Source organism: Xanthomonas hortorum (assembly GCF_011305375.1).
Taxonomy (GTDB): domain Bacteria; phylum Pseudomonadota; class Gammaproteobacteria; order Xanthomonadales; family Xanthomonadaceae; genus Xanthomonas; species Xanthomonas hortorum_E.
In genome coordinates this window covers 111196-128947 of record NZ_VCME01000027.1, presented here as the reverse complement: position 1 = coordinate 128947, position 17752 = coordinate 111196, and the positions used below count along the sequence as shown (strand labels likewise).

At 61.5% G+C, this 17752-nt stretch carries 13 protein-coding genes, 1 tRNA gene and 1 pseudogene; 12 read left to right on the top strand and 3 right to left on the bottom strand.

The window, feature by feature from the left end; genetic code table 11:
• Positions 1 to 11 precede the first annotated feature (11 nt).
• The gene (locus FFY45_RS20335) at positions 12 to 1712 is read right to left on the bottom strand and encodes a ShlB/FhaC/HecB family hemolysin secretion/activation protein (RefSeq protein ID WP_176341812.1); all 1701 of its coding nucleotides are present in this window, start codon (positions 1710 to 1712) and stop codon (positions 12 to 14) included.
• A 747-nt stretch (positions 1713 to 2459) separates the two neighbouring features.
• On the opposite strand from FFY45_RS20335, the gene FFY45_RS20330 reads away from it, so the two are divergent.
• The 5 genes from FFY45_RS20330 to FFY45_RS20310 all read left to right on the top strand — a co-directional run bounded on the left by FFY45_RS20330 (position 2460) and on the right by FFY45_RS20310 (position 8428).
• Positions 2460 to 4418, top strand: a complete 1959-nt coding sequence (locus FFY45_RS20330; RefSeq protein ID WP_176341811.1) for a tetratricopeptide repeat protein — start codon at positions 2460 to 2462, stop codon at positions 4416 to 4418.
• Positions 4400 to 6298, top strand: coding sequence for a poly-beta-1,6-N-acetyl-D-glucosamine N-deacetylase PgaB (gene pgaB, locus FFY45_RS20325; RefSeq protein ID WP_176341810.1), 1899 nt, complete (start codon positions 4400 to 4402; stop codon positions 6296 to 6298). Before FFY45_RS20330 ends, pgaB begins: the two co-directional genes overlap by 19 nt.
• A 3-nt stretch (positions 6299 to 6301) precedes the next feature.
• Positions 6302 to 7555, top strand: coding sequence for a poly-beta-1,6-N-acetyl-D-glucosamine synthase (gene pgaC, locus FFY45_RS20320; RefSeq protein ID WP_176341809.1), 1254 nt, complete (start codon positions 6302 to 6304; stop codon positions 7553 to 7555).
• The gene (pgaD, locus tag FFY45_RS20315) at positions 7552 to 7998 is read left to right on the top strand and encodes a poly-beta-1,6-N-acetyl-D-glucosamine biosynthesis protein PgaD (protein ID WP_176341808.1); all 447 of its coding nucleotides are present in this window, start codon (positions 7552 to 7554) and stop codon (positions 7996 to 7998) included. The genes pgaC and pgaD overlap by 4 nt, the downstream gene beginning before the upstream one ends.
• A gap of 193 nt (positions 7999 to 8191) precedes the next feature.
• Positions 8192 to 8428, top strand: coding sequence for a hypothetical protein (locus tag FFY45_RS20310; protein ID WP_176341807.1), 237 nt, complete (start codon positions 8192 to 8194; stop codon positions 8426 to 8428).
• 121 nt (positions 8429 to 8549) lie between these two features.
• Here FFY45_RS20310 and FFY45_RS20305 read toward each other — a convergent pair whose 3' ends face one another.
• Together FFY45_RS20305 and FFY45_RS20300 are read right to left on the bottom strand one after the other, a co-directional pair.
• The gene (locus FFY45_RS20305; protein WP_176341806.1) at positions 8550 to 10337 is read right to left on the bottom strand and encodes a reverse transcriptase family protein; all 1788 of its coding nucleotides are present in this window, start codon (positions 10335 to 10337) and stop codon (positions 8550 to 8552) included.
• An 833-nt stretch (positions 10338 to 11170) separates the two neighbouring features.
• Positions 11171 to 11247: transfer RNA gene (locus tag FFY45_RS20300), tRNA-Arg, on the bottom strand.
• A gap of 134 nt (positions 11248 to 11381) precedes the next feature.
• On the opposite strand from FFY45_RS20300, the gene amaB reads away from it, so the two are divergent.
• The 7 genes and pseudogenes from amaB to FFY45_RS22470 form a co-directional block, all read left to right on the top strand.
• Positions 11382 to 12917 (top strand): L-piperidine-6-carboxylate dehydrogenase, encoded by a 1536-nt coding sequence (amaB, locus tag FFY45_RS20295; protein WP_176341805.1) that lies wholly within the window; start codon positions 11382 to 11384, stop codon positions 12915 to 12917.
• Positions 12918 to 13297: 380 nt separating this feature from the next.
• On the top strand, positions 13298 to 13582 hold the full coding sequence (locus FFY45_RS20290) for a DUF4190 domain-containing protein (protein ID WP_006449325.1): 285 nt from the start codon (positions 13298 to 13300) through the stop codon (positions 13580 to 13582).
• A 2-nt stretch (positions 13583 to 13584) separates the two neighbouring features.
• The gene (locus FFY45_RS20285) at positions 13585 to 14352 is read left to right on the top strand and encodes a class I SAM-dependent methyltransferase (protein WP_176341804.1); all 768 of its coding nucleotides are present in this window, start codon (positions 13585 to 13587) and stop codon (positions 14350 to 14352) included.
• Positions 14353 to 14357: 5 nt separating this feature from the next.
• Positions 14358 to 15413, top strand: coding sequence for a quinone-dependent dihydroorotate dehydrogenase (locus tag FFY45_RS20280; RefSeq protein WP_176341803.1), 1056 nt, complete (start codon positions 14358 to 14360; stop codon positions 15411 to 15413).
• The gene (gene murB / locus FFY45_RS20275) at positions 15410 to 16462 is read left to right on the top strand and encodes a UDP-N-acetylmuramate dehydrogenase (RefSeq protein WP_176341802.1); all 1053 of its coding nucleotides are present in this window, start codon (positions 15410 to 15412) and stop codon (positions 16460 to 16462) included. The genes FFY45_RS20280 and murB overlap by 4 nt, the downstream gene beginning before the upstream one ends.
• On the top strand, positions 16456 to 17367 hold the full coding sequence (locus FFY45_RS20270) for a DMT family transporter (protein ID WP_176341801.1): 912 nt from the start codon (positions 16456 to 16458) through the stop codon (positions 17365 to 17367). The genes murB and FFY45_RS20270 overlap by 7 nt, the downstream gene beginning before the upstream one ends.
• A gap of 187 nt (positions 17368 to 17554) precedes the next feature.
• Positions 17555 to 17698 (top strand): annotated as a pseudogene (locus FFY45_RS22470) (aspartate/glutamate racemase); the annotation flags it as partial.
• Positions 17699 to 17752: the final 54 nt, after the last annotated feature.

The following is a 17752-nucleotide window of genomic DNA, read 5'->3' as shown; positions in this document are numbered from 1 at the left end:
CGCGATCCATGTCAGAACTGGTAGATCACACGCGCGCCATACGCCGGCTGCGCACTTCCAAAACCATCCGGGCGATGGATCGCCCAGCCGGCAAATGCATCGATGCTGGCGCCGAACCAACCGCCGCGCAGACCCAATGCGCCGCCCACCAGACTGCGCCCGCGCAGCCCGCTGGCACTGGTGCCGTCGATGCGGCCGGCATCCAACCCCAGGTAAGGCGTCAGTCCGATCTGCTGGATCGGAAAACTCAAGGTATTGCGCCAATACGCGCCTTTTTCCGCACCCAAAGTCGCTTCACCATCGAAGCCGCGCACGCTGTAGCGGCCCCCGATGGTGACGAACTCCGAACCGAGCAACAGTTCGCCGGCGGTCTGTGCGCGCAGGCTGCTTTCCCAGGCCATCGGCACCGGGCCCAGCTTGAACGGCACTGCGGTGCTTACGTCCAGCGTGGTCACGCCATAACGGAATGTCGGGAACCCGATCTGCGGGTCGTAACCTGTCCATTGGCTGTTGAACCACGGTGTGCCACGCCGATGCGCGATGCGCACGTCCAGCTGCATCGCACCCAGATAACGCCGATGGGTGAAGTAGAACTCCGCGCTGCTGGTATCGCGGCGCTGGATGCCAATCTCCACGCCATCCAGATAACTGCGCGCACGCCGCCGGCCAACCGTCATGCCCGCAGAGGTCTTGCTGGTGCCATCGCGATGCAGCACACGCTGGATATCCAGCTGCGCATTGCTGGATTCACCGCTGGACTGAAAGGTCTGCAAGAACCCGTCCACACGCTGGTGATAGCGATACGACGAAGCCGACAACGCAAACGTCCACCAGCCCCACGGCAGGTTGTAACTCAGACTATTACCGCGCGTGCCGCGCTCTTGGTCGCGTGTGGCCAGGTCATGGCTGTAGCCGATGCTGAGCAGGTCGTTGAGACCAAGTGGGTTGTCCAGCGAGACATCCAGCCCACCTTGCACGCGGCCGGTGGCTTCCACACCCGAATCGTCGGCATTGGCCACGCCGCGCCAGCGCCGACCATGCTGCAAGGTGATCACCAAATCCGATTCGCCCGGCGCCTCGCCCGGTGCGATGTCGATCTTGGCGTCCTGCGATGGCAGCCGCTTGAATTGCTCTACCGCCTGCTCGATCGCGCGCAGATCCAGCAAATCGCCAGTGCGTATTGGCAATGCACTTTTCCAATGCTCGCCACCGGTGTCGGAAACCACACGCACCGCGCGCAAGCGGCCGGGCATCAGTTCGAAACGCAGTTCGCCGCGCGACAGATCCTGTTCGGGCACGCCGATGCGGGTAGTGACCAGGCCGCGCGCGACCAATTGATCCAACGCGCGACGGCGGATGATGTCGATGCCGGCGCGACCGATGCAGCGGCCTTCATAACGGCGCAGCGATTTCCACAACCACGCAAAGCGCGCACCGTCGTCGCCCGCACCGGACAGGCGTACGCGGGCGATCGGGAAACAGAGTTCTTCTTTCGGCAGCACTGTACTGCGTGCGTCCACGCGCTCGGCCTCCTCGCGCGGGCCGGCGAAGGGCGCTTGACGCTCCTGGTCCTGACGCCTCTGGATCTCCTCGGCCTGGCGCAATTGCTCCTGCCGATCCAGCGTTGTCGGTGCCGACTGTTGTGCAGCCGCCAGCCCGGCGACAGCCCACAGGCAAGCCGCCAGCGCCGTTGGCGCCGATCGCATCCACATCTGTCCTGCCCCCTGTGCAACGGATCGCGCCTCAGCGCGCCGTCGCTTACACCGCTGTGCCTGGCCACCAACACGATGGCGCAACCCTTCAGCACAGCGAATGCGGCGCAACTTTGCTGGAACGTTAAGAACGGGTCAACGTGCCGTGTAGGGGCCACCCTGTAAGAAAAACCCGACCCTTTCGATTATGTGACTGGCATCACTTAAAAAGTGGATGTGTCCAAAGAACGGATTTGTTGAACCGACCCATCCTCCCCCCGATGCAATGACTCGAACATCCGGCAACATGTTGCTAAACAAGAAAGTCAGAGATGCCTATTTATGCATATCGATTACGTTTCATCTGCTGACTTTAGGAATACTTCAGCCCCTATTTGCAGCTTGCTGTGCCCGTGTTTCCTTCGGAAACTGCTGTCAGAACGTTGGTCAAAGTCCAAACGCACAAGTTCAAATGTGGTGAAAGTCTCTTTTTTAAACGAACACAACCGATGAGGATCTCGTTAGTTCCGTGACGACATAGGCTTTACATGGGCATACGCAGTATCGCCAGTCGTCATACGCCTGGAACGCTAATGAACACCCTTTCCCTCCTGCCTACGCAACCACGTGCGTCGCGGCTGTCCTGACCGCAAAGGCGCACTTACTCCCCTGCTCAGCCTCTCTTTGATTGCCGCATGTGTGCCTCAGGCGCACAGCGGTGAAGTGCGGCCGACAGAAGTGACTGGCGCCTCCATTGCCTACACTCCCATGCAGCAGGCTGAGCAGTTACGCGGCCAGCAGCGCTATGCAGATGCGCTCGCCATCTACGAGCGTGTACTACGCCAAGACCCACGCGACCGCGGTGCCTACACCATGCGTGCGATCACGCTGACCGACCTCGGCAGCGCGCAGCTTGCGGCGGAGGCCGTGTGGCGGCATCCGGACTGGTTCTCGCAGCAAGAACGCGAGCGCATCGAAAACGATCGTGTTGCCCGCATGATCGGTTGGGCCAGTGCCGAGCCCATCGATGCCGCGCACCGCTATGCGGAGACCGATCAGGCCTTGGTCAACGCCGCCCGCATCGAGCGCGAATCACCACCGAAGTCGACATGGGAAGCCACGCGGCTGCGCGTTGATACATTGGTTGCACTCAACCAACGTCAGCGCCATCGCGATGTGGTGGCCAACTATCAGGCATTAAAAGCCGAAGGCATCGATGTTCCCGCGTATGTGCTGCCAACGGTCGGCGATTCGTTGATGGGCCTGCGTCGCCCGGCCGAGGCCGAAGCCGTGCTTCGGCAAGCCTTGCAGCACACGCCGAACGACTTCAACAGCCAGCTCCTGCTCGGCTACGCATTGCTGGAGCAGGAACGCTTCGACCTTGCGATACCACTGTTCGAAAAACTCTCGACCACACAAGCGCCGTGGCCGCGTCGCAACGGTGCGACCAGCGGTTACGAAAACTGGGATCGCTTCAGTGCAGATATCGCACTGGCCACTGCACGCTCGGCAGCGAACAATAACCGCGACGCAGACGCCCTGTTGCGCGAGCGCGTTGCAATCGGCCCCGACAATGCTGAGCTGCAGGCCGCACTGGCCTCGATCGAGTTTCGCCGAGGGCAACCCACCAAGGCGTTGCAACGTAATGCGGTTGCGCTGACTCTGGATCCGCATCAAAAACAGGCCCGCAGTGGCGTGGTGGAAGCGCAGCGCGATCTGGACCGTCTGGATCTGGCCGATGCCACGTTTGCGCCGCTTCGCAACGAATACCCGGACGATGCCGGCCTGCAACGGCTCGGCGCTTCGCTGGAACGTCAACGCGGCTGGCAGGTACATCTCAGCCATGCGCGCGGACGCAGCGACAACGACACCCTGACCAACAGCACCTCGCCGCTCGGCAACGACTTCGGCAGTACGTTGCTGGAAGCCGAATCGCCATTTCTCGGCGAGGGCTGGCGTGTGGGCTTGCGCGCACGCGACGATTGGGCCGATTTCCAGAACACGCGCGTGCGCTATCGCAGCTTCTGGCTAGGCACGCACTACCACTATGACCGGCTGGATCTCAGCGCTTACGGCGGACGTGCGCTTGATGCGTTCGATCGCGACGGCACCGCCTGGGCGCTGGATGCCGGCTGGCGTTTTTCCGATGCCTGGTATGGCAGCGTCGCCTGGCGCACGCGTGATCCAGAAGCTTCATTGCAGGCACGCCGCTTCGGCATCACCGGCGACAGCATCGGCGCCGCCGTGCGCTGGACACCCAACGACGAAAGCCGCTGGGAATTGCAGGCACGCCAGTTGCGCTACAGCGACGGCAATCGGCGCGATCAGCTGGATCTCTCCGGCAGCCAACGCCTGTGGGCCAGCCCGCACGTGCTGCTCGACGGCCTGTTTGCCGCCTCGGCAGGACGCGCCGAAGACGAGCGCGCGGTCAATTACTTCAATCCGCGCCGCAACTCTGCAGTGGCCGCCGGCATGCGCATCGATCAGATCGGCTGGCGTCGCTACGACTACGCCTTTCGGCAGTGGCTGGAAGTCACTGCCGGGCCGACTTATCAATCCGGCTTCGGCAGCCAGTGGGTGCCCAGCGCGGCCTATCGGCACCTGTGGTCGCTGGGCGACGGCAGTGCGCTGAGCTACGGCGTGAGCTGGTCGCGCCCGGTCTACGACGGCCAGCGCGAACAACAACTTGGATTTGACCTGGATTTCCGATGGGGAGGTACGCCTTGATCCGCCTGCCGCTGTTGCTGGTCGCCTTGCTGCTGATGACGTTCGCGTCGTCGGCGCAGGCGGGCCTGCTGGTGCTCAGCTACCACGATATTCGCGACGATGTCGCCGCCAAGGGCGATCCCGATCGTTATGCGGTATCCACCAGCAACTTCGCCGCGCATCTGGATTGGCTGCGCTCGCATGCCTACCACCCGGTGAGCGTGCAGCAGGTGCTGGACGCACGTGCCGGCAAGCGCGCCCTGCCCTCCAGGCCGGTATTGCTCACCTTCGACGACGGCTTGCGCAGCGTCTACACGCGTGTGTTTCCGTTATTGCAGGCCTACGGTTATCCCGCGCTGGTCGCACCCGTCACCAGCTGGGTCGAATTGCCGGTTGGCCAAGTGGTGCCCTACGGCCATCGCGATTTCACTCACGATGATTTCGTCACCTGGGCGCAACTGCGCGAGATGCAGGACAGCGGCCTGATCGAAATCGGCTCGCATAGCGATGACTTGCACAAAGGCATCGCCGGCAATCCGTTCGGCAATCAGACGCCTGCCGCTGTCACCCGTCACTGGGATGCAGGCAAGGGCTACGAGAGCGAAGCGGATTATCGCCAACGCATCCAGACCGATCTGCGCCATAGCCGCGACGCGATCGTGGCGCATCTGGGCAAACCGCCGCGCGCCATGGTGTGGCCGTATGCCGCCTACAACCGCGCCAGCAACGCCATTGCCACGCAACTGGGCATGACCCTCAGCTTCGATCTGGAAGGCCGCTCGCACGAAGCCGATATCGGCCAGCAAGGCCGCGATCGCGTGGATGGGCAATCGCTGGCCAGCCTTGGCCGCCTCTTGCTGTTCAACAATCCCGATGTGCGAGATCTGGCCGGGGAACTGCGACGCGATCTATCGCGCGATGGCTTGCGTGCGATCCAGATAGATCTGGATTACGTCTACGACCCGGATCCGGCGCAGCTGGAACGCAACCTCGACATCCTGGTCCAGCGCGTCAAGGACATCGGCCCCAGCCATGTGTTCCTGCAAGCCTTCGCCGACCCGGACGGCGATGGCGCAGCCGATGCGCTGTATTTCCCCAACCGCCATCTGCCGATGCGCGCGGATCTGTTCGGGCGAGTCGCCTGGCAGCTGCGCACCCGTGCAGGCGTACGCGTGTTCGCCTGGCTGCCGGTGCTGGGCTTCCATCTGCCCGATGCGCAGCAGCAGGCTGCACTGCAGATTCGCGGCAAGGATCCGAAGGATGTGCCGCGCCTGGATCCGGGCAATCCGCGCACGCATCAGCTGGTCGCGGATATCTACGAAGACCTTGCCGCTAATACGTATTTCGAAGGCCTGCTGTTCCATGACGATGCCTATCTGCGCGACGACGAAGTGCCTGCTTACGGCAATAGCGATCCAGCCAAACGCACGCAGCAGCTGATCGGCTTCACCCAGGAACTCAAAGCGGCCGCCGAACGTTGGCGTCCCAAGCTGGTGACCGTGCGTAACCTGTTCGCCCAGCCAGTGCTGGAGCCGCAGAGCGAAGCCTGGTTTGCGCAGCGCCTGGACGCCTTTGCATCTGCCTACGACTACACCGCGCTGATGGCGATGCCCTACATGGAGCAGGCCAACGAACCGCAGCAATGGCTGCAGCAGCTGGCGCAGCGTGTCGGCCAGCAGCCGCGTGGCTTCGAGAACACCATCTTCGAACTGCAGACCGTGGATTGGCGCACCGGCAAGCCGCTGCCCGACGGTGTGCTGCTCGAACACACCAAGTTGCTACTGGCTGCGGGCGTGCGCCATCTGGCGTATTACCCCGACGACTTCATCGGCGGCCACCCGTCTCTTCCTGAAGCGCGCGAGGCCATGTCGGCTCGGCAATTCCCTTATATCGAGCGGTAACCGATGACGACCAGCCTCCTGTTGGGCGCTCTGTTCAACTTCGCGTTTTTCTATCCCATCATCATGGCGTTCTTCTGGATGATCGGAGGCACCTACTACTACCTGCGGCGCGAACGCGGCACGCCGGGTCCTTCATCACCGCCACCGTTGTCCAGCGAGCCGTTCGTGTCGTTGCTGGTGCCTTGCTACAACGAGGCCAAGCACGTCGGCGAAACCATCGCCGCGATGAGCGCGCAGAACTATCCGGATTTCGAGATCATCGCCATCAACGATGGCAGCAGTGACAACACGGCCGAAGCGCTCGACGATCTCACCCACCAGCATCCGCGCCTGCGCGTGGTGCACCTGGAGCAGAACCACGGCAAGGCCAACGCGCTGCGTGTCGGCACGCTGGCATCGCGCTCGGACTATCTGGTGTGCGTGGATGCCGACGCCATCCTGGACCCCAACGCCACGCGCTGGATGGTGGGCCACCTGATCTCCGGCCCACGCGTCGGCGGGGTCACCGGCAACCCGCGCGTGCGTAACCGCACCACCCTGATGGGCCGCATGCAGGTGGGCGAATTTTCCGCAATCGTGGGGCTGATCAAGCGTGCGCAGCGGGTCTACGGACGATTGTTCACCGTGTCGGGCGTGATCTGCGCGTTTCGCCGCTCGGCGCTGCATCACGTCGGCTTCTGGTCCGACAACATGGTCACCGAAGACATCGACATCTCCTGGCGTCTGCAGCTCGACGACTGGGATATCCGCTACGAGCCCAACGCGCTGTGCTGGATCCTGATGCCGGAAACCTTTCGCGGCCTGTGGATGCAGCGCCTGCGCTGGGCACGCGGCGGCGTGGAAGTGTTGCTGAGTCATGGCCGCCGCGTGTTGTCCTGGCGCAGCCGACGCATGTGGGGCGTGCTGCTGGAATACGCGCTCAGCCTGGCCTGGGCCTACACCATGTTCTTCATCATCGTGCTGTGGCTGCTGGGCAAGGTCATCAGCATGCCGCCTGCGCTGTACATCGACACGATTCTGCCGCGCTGGCACGGCCTGGTGCTGGCGGTGGTCTGCCTGATGCAGTTCGCCACCAGCCTGGTGATCGAACGCCGTTACGAAAAAGGCCTGGCGCGCCAGTTCTTCTGGGTGATCTGGTATCCGGTCGCCTTCTGGATGATCGGCATGCTCACTGCCGTCATCGCCTTCCCACGTGCCCTGCTCGCGCGTCGCAGCAAACGCGCCCGCTGGAAAAGCCCCGACCGAGGAATCCAATGACACCGCCCATCATCAACCTGCCACAACGCCTCGGCCGCTCACGCCGCCTCGCCTACGGCGCCGCCACCGCCGGCGCCTGGATGGTCTACTTCTATCTGTGGGCACCACTGGCAACGCTGATCGCCTGGTTCTTCGGCCTGCGCAGCGCCTATACCGAGCTATATCTCAAGCACAACGCACTGGACCCATTCGCACTAGGCGCCCTGCCGGTGATCGCACTGATGAGCGCCATCACCACCGTCGGCTGGGCCGAGTACAACCGCCTGCGCTTTGCCAAAGCCGACCGGCGCAAACGCCGGCGCACCGTGCTCGAACCGGAAGTCGATCAACGCCTGGGAGTTCCCGAGCAGCTTGGTAGCCTGCTGCGTCATAGCCGTATTTCATCGGTGGCGATGGATAAGTTTGCAAGGCCGGTGGGGGTGCGGGTGGTGCGGCATGGGTAACAATCTAACGACGCGCTGCGGACGCTGTCACTTTTTGCGTGCACTTGTCCCCGGCAGCAAGTCGCCGACGACGGTGCCGGGCGCTATGTTCAGTTAGCGCACTGCCGTACTCTGCTGCATCAGTGCTACACCGCCCAGTTCTTCGCCCGCCGGCTGGTAAAGCTCGCCAGAGCCACTCTTGATCTGAAACGTCATGGACGCTGCCACCTTGGCGGAGAAGTCAACCGTCGCCCAGAGCGCGGCGACCGGCGCCTGCCTGACGGTTCACAGCGGCCTGCCATTCTTGTCGGCCACTGCGGATCTTGGCCAGATCGGCGCAGGTGAGCACGTGCTCACCGAATCAGAAGCTCTGCCCCTGCAGCGCGGCAATCTCCGCCTGCTGGTATGTGGTGGACATTTCCTGTGCCGTCTTCATGACGAGTCAGGCTAAAAAAACCAAATCTTCAAACTAAAAAACATAAATTCCCAGTCATGCAACTCATTGAAAAAAAGGGAGCTAGGATACAAAAACTTGTCCTATCAATTAGATTGAGAACGCATTCACACGCTCGTCAACTCCAGCGACGAAAAGGGTTGCCTGAATGATAAATAGCGCCCTCATGCTCATCGAAAACAACAGCAAAACGGTTCCGCAGCCGCTCCATAAGCGAAACAATGAACTCACCCTGCCCTTTTTGCTTAGAATTTGCATATTGCGCTAGCACGCCCAGAAACACATCAGGCACGCACATTGCGGGCGTCCAATCCTTCCCTTCAACATTAATACTCGGAATCTCTAAAGGCCGCCTCTGATTCGCAGCCTCTAATAACGCGCATTCATCGCGTACCGCCTGAATAACCAACTGCCGCGGCACCTTGGATTTATTTGACTCTATAACGATGTGGACGCGAGCGTCATCCGCGCCACGCAGATTGACATTAATCAACCTGCGCAACAAATCTAGATAAACATTTTGATATGTAGCCCCTTCAACGCTATCCATTGCCACCATGACTCTAATAGGCGAAATAGAGAGTACATTCACCACCTTTTCTCTCTGGGTTAAATTCGAATCAACCCAATGAAGACCATCATGAATCATCTTACCCGCCGCCGCACCCAATCCAAATGCATCACCAGACTCGTCAGAAAAAAGAGTCAATAAATCTATATTCAATCTTTGCGGATCCAGAACATCCGCTAGGCAAAGCGCAAGCAATTTAGTGCCATCACGGGCATCAAATTCCGTTTCATCAATAAACCAAACAGCAGACCTGAGTAAAGTTGTGGGTCGTGGCTCAAAAGATCGGCCAACCTGCTCTTTATCGCAAATTGCTTTCCATTGAATACGAATATCCGCACCCAACTTTCGTTCGATACTTGCTACGTAGCTTACAGTACCATCAATGCGATTGATCTCATGCTGTCGCTCGCCCGACTTTTTAATCTTTGAAAAATGATCATCCAAACTAAACTTCTCAATAAATCGAAGCTCCTGCCTCAGACGCTTTTTCATTTTCCGTGGAGCATGCGGGCTATGGACGTCAGCTACGCTCAGGCCCGTCACGTAATGCCGCTGGCCCCTCTTGGAATAGCGGAACTTTGATTGATTTGCCTTAAACCTGTGCTTTCGCAATATGAATTCGATATCCTCTTTCTTAGGAAGCGATTCATTTCCAGAGAATGTCAGGTCATCAGCATAGCGAGTGTAACTGCAATTGAATCCCTCAGCCAAAGAAAGCAGATCTTCGTCGAGGGGCTTCGCGACTAAGTTTGCGATAATCGGACTTGCATTCAACCCTAGTGGTAAAGAATTCTCAATAGCAAAAAACTTCGCTAAACTTTCAACCACCTCGTCCTTTATTCCGATAACTCTTAAGGCAACCTCAATCCTAGCAACCGATACAGAAGGAAAGAAGTTTTTAATATCCGCACTTAGAAGAAAATATTTTCCAAGGTGCTGTTGAGCATTCTTACGGGTAGACTTGCCTTTTACGTAACCAAACGCACAGGGATGTACAGCCTGCGAGTTGGGTCGAGAGACAAACCTTTCGAGGACCCCCGCAGCTGACCTATGAGCAAATTTCACAACGTTGTTGGTTGGCTCCCATACAACCCTGTATCGGGACAAGTCGTGATTAGGAAGAACTATTTCGATCGTCCCATCACTATTTGCAACAGGCGTTCCAGGCATTATGGAACAAACTTTTTTAGGGATAAAATGCTGACGATAGATCAGACTAGGATCACTACAATCCATAATCATCTGAAAAATGTCGAGCGGCACTCCCAGTGCTTTAGCCAACTGCGGCACAGTAGATGGCCGCGTAAGGTCCGGATAGAAATTGTCAAGACTCATAATGGGGCGGGCGTTAAGCAGGGGATCTAGTGATACCGCGATGGCGGACGCGAACGCGCGCCCTAAACAGCAGGCTTGAACGCCCGCCCCAAGTAGATAGTACCGACTTCCCTGCAGCTACGAAAGCTCTGATCGCAAGACCTTTTGCTATTGATTGCGAGCTCTTCCATATCATGCACCCGCTCTAACTGTCCTAGACAGCTCCTGTACCGCCCTCCTAGCAACCCTCCGAGGAACAGTGTCTATAGCTTCGATCTCGAAAGATCATACTGGCGTAGAACTTTTGCAACAGCTGCTCCGCTCTCCAGCGCCAAGCGAATTTCGCAGACTGGATATTTACGCGGAGGGGCCGGGAAATACGGTTGCTCGCCAGCAAACCAGCGCACAACTGAGTCTACGAAAGGCTCCGCTATCTTGTCGCCCACGCAGGTGTCATGTCGTATAGCAGTGAGGATGCGCTGACGCAGATGCTCCGACTTGTCGCTTCTACAGATTCACTGTCCTTCCTACTCAATTGCGTATGGCGAGCAGGCTTAAGGTTGTGAAAGCCTGCGGGCTTGTTCGGGTCGCGGCCGGCTTCAGCCTTGGCATCCGCCAGGGCACTCCACTACATAAACGCGCGGGTCGCCTGCTACGTGCAAAATTCTTTACCGGCGACACCGCGATCAGCGAGTCCGCGCCGCGATCGACGATGTCATCAGACCAGGTAATGCTGGTCTCGGTGACGCGCATCTGTGGACCTTATGAGAATCATTAGGCGGCAAATGATCGCTCAGGCAATCGATGACCTCGCTCAGCCATGCACCAAGAGCAAGCGTCAATCCAATCGATCCTGGTGACCCCGGCCCGATTCGAACGGGCGACCTTCCCCTTAGGAGGGGGACGCTCTATCCAGCTGAGCTACGGGGCCAAGGGCGGCATTGTCGCACGATCGTTGCGATTGCCAAGCCGGTGGGTGGTCGGCGGAGCCTGCTAAAATCGGCGGCTACCCGTGTCGCGGGTGGCCCTGTCCGCTGCGCGACCGTCCCGACCTTTGGAGATCCCATGTCCGCTGACCTGTTTAAGGCGCTCGACCTCGCCGCGTCCAATTCCGGTACCTATCTTGGCGAGGCGACCTGGTCGCAGGCCACCGGCGCCGGGGTGCTGCAGCCGCTCAATCCGACCACCAATGAAGTCATCGCCGATGTGCAGGCGACCACGCCGGAAGACTATGAGCTGATCGTCCAACGTGCGCAGGCCGCCTTCAAGGTGTGGCGGACCACGCCTGCGCCGCGCCGTGGCGAAGCCGTTCGCCTGTGTGGCGAGGCGCTGCGTGCGCACAAGGATGCGCTGGGCTCGCTGGTGGCGCTGGAAATGGGCAAGAGCAAGCCCGAGGGCGATGGCGAGGTGCAGGAGATGATCGACATCGCCGACTTCGCAGTCGGCCAGAGCCGCATGCTGTACGGCTACACCATGCATTCGGAGCGTCCGGGCCACCGCATGTACGAGCAGTACCAGCCACTGGGCCTGGTCGGCATCATCAGTGCGTTCAATTTCCCGGTGGCGGTGTGGGCGTGGAATGCGTTTCTGGCGGCGATCTGCGGCGATATCTGCATCTGGAAGCCGTCCAACAAGACGCCGCTGACCGCGATCGCGACGATGAAGATCTGCAATGCGGCATTGAAGGACGCCGGCTTCCCGGACATCTTCTTCCTGATCAACGATGCCGGCACGTCGTTGTCGGAGAAGCTGGTCGAGGACGGCCGCGTGCCGCTGATCAGCTTCACCGGTTCGACCCAGATCGGCCGCGTGGTCGCCGAGAAGGTCGCGCATCGCCTGGGCCGTTGCCTGCTGGAATTGGGCGGCAACAACGCCATCATCCTGGACGACACCGCCGACCTGAAGCTGGCCATCCCGGGCATCGTGTTCGGCGCAGTGGGCACCGCCGGGCAACGCTGCACCACCACGCGCCGCCTGATCGTGCACGAATCCATCCACGACAACGTGCTGGCCACGCTGGTCAAGGCGTACAAGCAGCTCGACAGCAAGATCGGCGACCCTACCGACCCGGCAAACCTGATGGGCCCGCTCAACAGCCAGGGTGCGGTGGAGCAGTTCCTGGTCTCGATCGCCAAGGCCAAGGCCGCCGGCGGTACGGTCGAAGTGGGCGGCACCGCGATCGATCGCCCCGGCAACTTCGTGCTGCCGGCCATCGTCACCGGGCTGCAGAACAGCGACGCGGTGGTGCAGCACGAGACCTTCGCACCGATCCTGTACGTGATGAAGTACAGCACGCTGGACGAGGCGATCGACCTGCAGAACGGCGTGCCGCAGGGCCTGTCGTCGTCGATCTTCACCCAGAACCTCAAGGCGGCCGAGAAGTTCCTGTCCGCTGCGGGCAGCGATTGCGGCATCGCCAACGTCAATATCGGCACCTCGGGTGCAGAAATCGGTGGCGCGTTCGGTGGCGAGAAGGAAACTGGCGGCGGTCGCGAATCCGGGTCGGATGCGTGGAAGGTCTATATGCGTCGCCAGACCAATACGATCAACTACTCCGATTCGCTGCCGCTTGCACAGGGCATCAAGTTCGATCTTGATTGAAGGCCGCACGGCGCGCCGGGGAATGCCCGGCGCGCTGCCGCATCTGCGGCTGGGCAAAACGCCGCTGCACTGCGGCCGGCGGCTTGCTGGCAGGACAGCCTGACAGTGACGGCGTTGGTCGCCGATGTCCCGCGACCGGCAGCCGATAACCGCCTGCACCAGCGCCACCGGACCAGTAATCTGCGGAGCGTCCGGCACCCCTTGTTGCCATGAGTAGCGGCGCCCAACGCCGCACACTCAGCCGATTCGAGCGCTCAAATGCGCCAAACGCGCCCACCCGATCGCCGTTTGGCCGCAAACGGCACGCCTTTCGGGCGGCCGCTCTGGGATAATCGCGATACGTCAGCCGTCGGCTGCCGGCCCTTCTACAGGAGTTGCTGATGAACGTTGTCGTTCGACAGACCAGTGCCATGGCCATCGTCAGCCTGGTCGCAGGCATTCTCGGCTGGACGCTGATCCCGTTCCTGGGCAGCCTCTGCGCCATCATCACCGGCCACCTGGCGCGAGCGGAAATTCGCCGCAACCCGCAAGGCCTGGACGGCGACGGGCTGGCCATCGGCGGGCTGATTCTTGGCTGGCTGGCGGTAGCGCTCTGGGTGGCAGGACTCGCGATCTTCATCCTGTTTTTCGGCGGTATGGCCTGGCTTGCGGCCGCAAACAGTTGAGCATGGCCGCGCCCTCCTCTGCCCAGCGCTTCAACGACCGCGTCGCGGCCTACGTGCGCTACCGGCCCGGTTATCCGCCGCAGTTGCTGCGCTGGTTGCACGAAGAATTGGGTGTGACCCCGGCGACCGCGGTGGCCGATATTGGCGCCGGCACCGGCATCTCCAGCCGCCTGTTTCTGGAGGCCGGTTATCCGGTCACGGCAGTGGAACCCAACCCGGCCATGCGTGAAGCCGCGCAGCAGTGGCTGGCGGGGTTCCCCAAGTTTCAGGCGATCGATGGCACCGCCGAGGCCACCGGGCTGGCCGATGCCAGCGTTGGCCTGGTGTCTGCCGCGCAGGCGTTTCACTGGTTCGACACGCAGGCCATTCGCGCCGAGTGGGCGCGCATCCTGCAGCCCGACGGGCTGGCGGTGATCTACTGGAACACCCGCGAGCTGGACACTACCGAGTTCCTGCGCGGCTATGAGCAGATCCTGCTGGACTACGGCACCGATTATTCGGCCGTGGCCGAGCGCTACCAGGACGATGCCACGATGCAGGCGTGGTTCGGCGCAGGTTTCCGCGCGATGGCCCGCTTTCCCAATGCGCAGCAGCTGGACTTCGACGCCTTGCGCGGCCGGCTGTTGTCGTCTTCGTATGCGCCGCTCGCGCACGACCCGCGGCATGCACCCATGCTCGCCGCGTTACGTACCTTGTTCGATGCGCATGCGCACGACGGGCACATCGACTTCCAATACCAGACCCGCGTTTTCGCCGGGAGATTGAACTGACCCGCATGTATTCGCTTGCCCGCCCCTTGCTGTTTTCCCTCGACGCCGAGCGCGCCCACGCATTGGCCCTGCGCTCCATCGACACCGCTTATCGCACCGGCACCACGTCGCTGCTGGCCAAGCGGCCGGTGCCGCTGCCGACGCCTGCGTTCGGTTTGATGTTTCCCAATCCGGTCGGGCTCGGCGCCGGGCTGGACAAGAATGGCGAGCACATCGATGCGCTGCTGGCGCTGGGTTTTGGCTTCGTGGAGATCGGCACGGTAACGCCGCGACCGCAGGAGGGAAATCCCAAACCACGCATGTTCCGGCTGCCGGAGTATCAAGCGGTGATCAACCGCATGGGCTTCAACAATCTGGGTGTGGATGCGCTGGTGGCCAACGTGCAGCGTGCGCGCCGTCGCGGCGGGCTGCTCGGCATCAACATCGGCAAGAACAAGGACACGCCCAACGAAGAGGCGACCAGCGATTATCGCTATTGCATGGAGCGCGTGTACCCGCTGGCCGACTACATCACCGTCAATATTTCCTCGCCCAACACCGCCGGCTTGCGCGAATTGCAGGAAGAACAGGCGCTGCGTCGTTTGATTTCCGAGTTGCGCGAAACCCAGGAAGCACTGGCCGCGCAACACGGCAGACGCGTGCCGATGCTGGTGAAGGTGGCGCCGGACCTCAACGACCGCGACATCGATGCGGCCGCGCGCGTGCTGGCCGACCTGGCAGTGGATGGCGTGATCGCCACCAACACCACGGTCACGCGTACGTTGATCGCCAACCATCCATTGGCTGGCGAGGCCGGCGGCTTGTCCGGCGCGCCGTTGCTTGGGCAATCCACCTTGGTGCTGCGCCGCCTGCGCGCGCGCCTGCCCGAATCGATTCCGTTGATCGGCGTGGGCGGCATCAACTCCGGCGCGGATGCATTGGCGAAGATGGCAGCCGGCGCAAGCCTGGTGCAGTGCTACAGCGGCCTGGTGTATCGCGGGCCGCAGTTGATCGGCGAATGCGTGGATGCGATCCGCCGCCGCCGCGAATCGCCGAGCGGCGGCGCGGTGTCGCCGTTATGAGCGAGGCTGTGCAGGCGGGCTGGCAATTGCGCGAGCACGCGCCGCTGCGCGCGCTCAACACCTTTCATGTGGATGCCACGGCGCGCTGGTTGCTCAGCATCCATACGCCCGACGCACTGCCCGAGGCGCTGGCCGCTCCCGAGATCGCCGGGCAAGCGCTGCTGGTACTAGGCAGCGGCAGCAACGTGTTGCTGGCTGGCGACCCGCCAGGCTGCGTGCTGTGTTTTGAAAACCGCGATCTGAGCATCATCGCGCATCATGCCGACCACGCCATCGTGCGCGCCGGTGCCGGCGTGAACTGGCATGCATTGGTGCTGTACTCGCTGCAGCAAGGTTTGTCGGGGCTGGAAAATCTGGCATTGATTCCCGGCACGGTGGGCGCTTGTCCGATCCAGAACATCGGCGCCTACGGTGCGCAGGTGGGCGACTTCATCCACGTGGTGGACGCCTTCGATCGGCACACCCAACAGTTCGTGCGGCTGGCTGCGACCGAATGCGCGTTCGGCTATCGCGATAGCGTGTTCAAGCAACTGCCGGAGCGCTATCTGATCGTCGCGGTGGAATTCAAGCTGCCGCTGCTGCATGAGTTACGGCTGGATTACGCAGGCATCCGCGAGGAACTCGCCAGCATGGGCGCCGAACTGGCCGGTGCGGCCGATGTGGCGCAAGCCGTGATCAATATCCGCCGGCGCAAACTGCCGGACCCGGATGTGCTGGGCAATGCAGGCAGCTTCTTCAAGAATCCGTTGCTGCCCAGCGAGCAGATCGCCGCGCTGCAAGCCACGTTTGCGGATATGCCGGTGTATCCCGGCGAGCAGCCAGGCCAGGGCAAGTTGTCGGCAGCCTGGTTGATCGAGCAATGCGGCTGGAAAGGCCGGCGCGAGGGCGATGCCGGGGTGTCGCCGGATCACGCCTTGGTGCTGGTCAACCATGGCACTGCCAGCGGCGCGCAATTGCTGGAATTTGCGCGACGCATCGCCGAATCGGTACGCGAGCGTTACTCGGTAATTCTGGAACCGGAACCGCGCATCATCGGGGCGCATTGGTGACAGCGCAGCAGGCGTCGCGACGTGCCGCGCTGTGGATGCTCACCAGTACTTTCGCCTTCGGCCTGATGGCCATCGCCATCCGGCTGGCTTCGAGCAACATCGCAACCACCGAGATTGCGTTCTTTCGCAACGCGTTCGGGTTATTGGCCTTGTTGCCGCTGATCGTGCGACCGGGCAAACCGCTGCCGCGTACGCGGCAATTGCCGCAGTATCTGGCGCGCACATCGATCGGTCTGGCCTCGATGCTGTGCGGGTTCTGGGCGATCGGCCATCTGCCGCTGTCGCAAGCGATTTCGTTGTCGTATTCCACGCCGTTGTTCGTCACCGTCTTGGCGGTGGTATGGCTGCACGAACAGGTGCGCATGCGCCGCTGGCTGGCAGTGGCGGCAGGATTCATCGGCGTGTTGGTGATCCTGCGGCCAGGTTCGTCCACCTTTACGCCCGGCCTATTGGTTGCGCTGTTGGCTGCGGTCATCAGCGCCATTGTCGCGATCCAGATCAAACAGCTCTCGCGCAACGACGACTCCGACACTGTGGTGTTCTACACCTATGTGTTCTGGGTGCCGATGTCATTGATTCCGGCACTGTTTCAATGGACCTGGCCGCAGGGCATCGACTGGCTGTGGCTGGTGGCAACCGGCATCTTCGGCACCGCCGGGCAGTTGTTCTGGACACGCGCGCTCAAGCTGGGCGAAGTCTCGGCGCTGCAGCCGATCAGCTTCATGCAGCTGCCGCTGGTGGCATTGCTGGGCTGGTGGTTGTTCGGCGAGGCGATCGAACGCCACACATTGATCGGTGCGGCCATCATCATCGGTGCCAACGTCTATATCGCCCATCGCGAAAGCGTACTGGCACGGCGCGCTGCCACGCACGCGCCGATAGAGGGCGTAAAACCAGGCGAATGATCGACCGTCTGTGCGGCGCCTCGCAGGCCCGCGCGGTGGCATGGCGACGATGCCAACGTACACTGCGCTGTCGGCGCGACCCGGACATTGACGGGACCACGTCGGCAGGCGCACTTTCATTGAATGCTCCGCGATGAGGTCGGCATGCCGGTTCCAAGCAAAACCATTGGCCTGATCGGGGGCATGCGTCGGCCAGCAAGCTGCGCAGGCGATCATCCTGGGCTGCACCGAGATTTCGCTGCTAGTGGGTGCCGCCGATGCGCCGCTGCCGCTATTCGATACCACCGCACTGCACGCTGAGGCGGCGGCGCTGGCAAGCGTGCACGATTGATCGGCATCGAAGGCGCAGCCACCGCGCCTTTACCGAAGTGCATCTGCGTCGTGC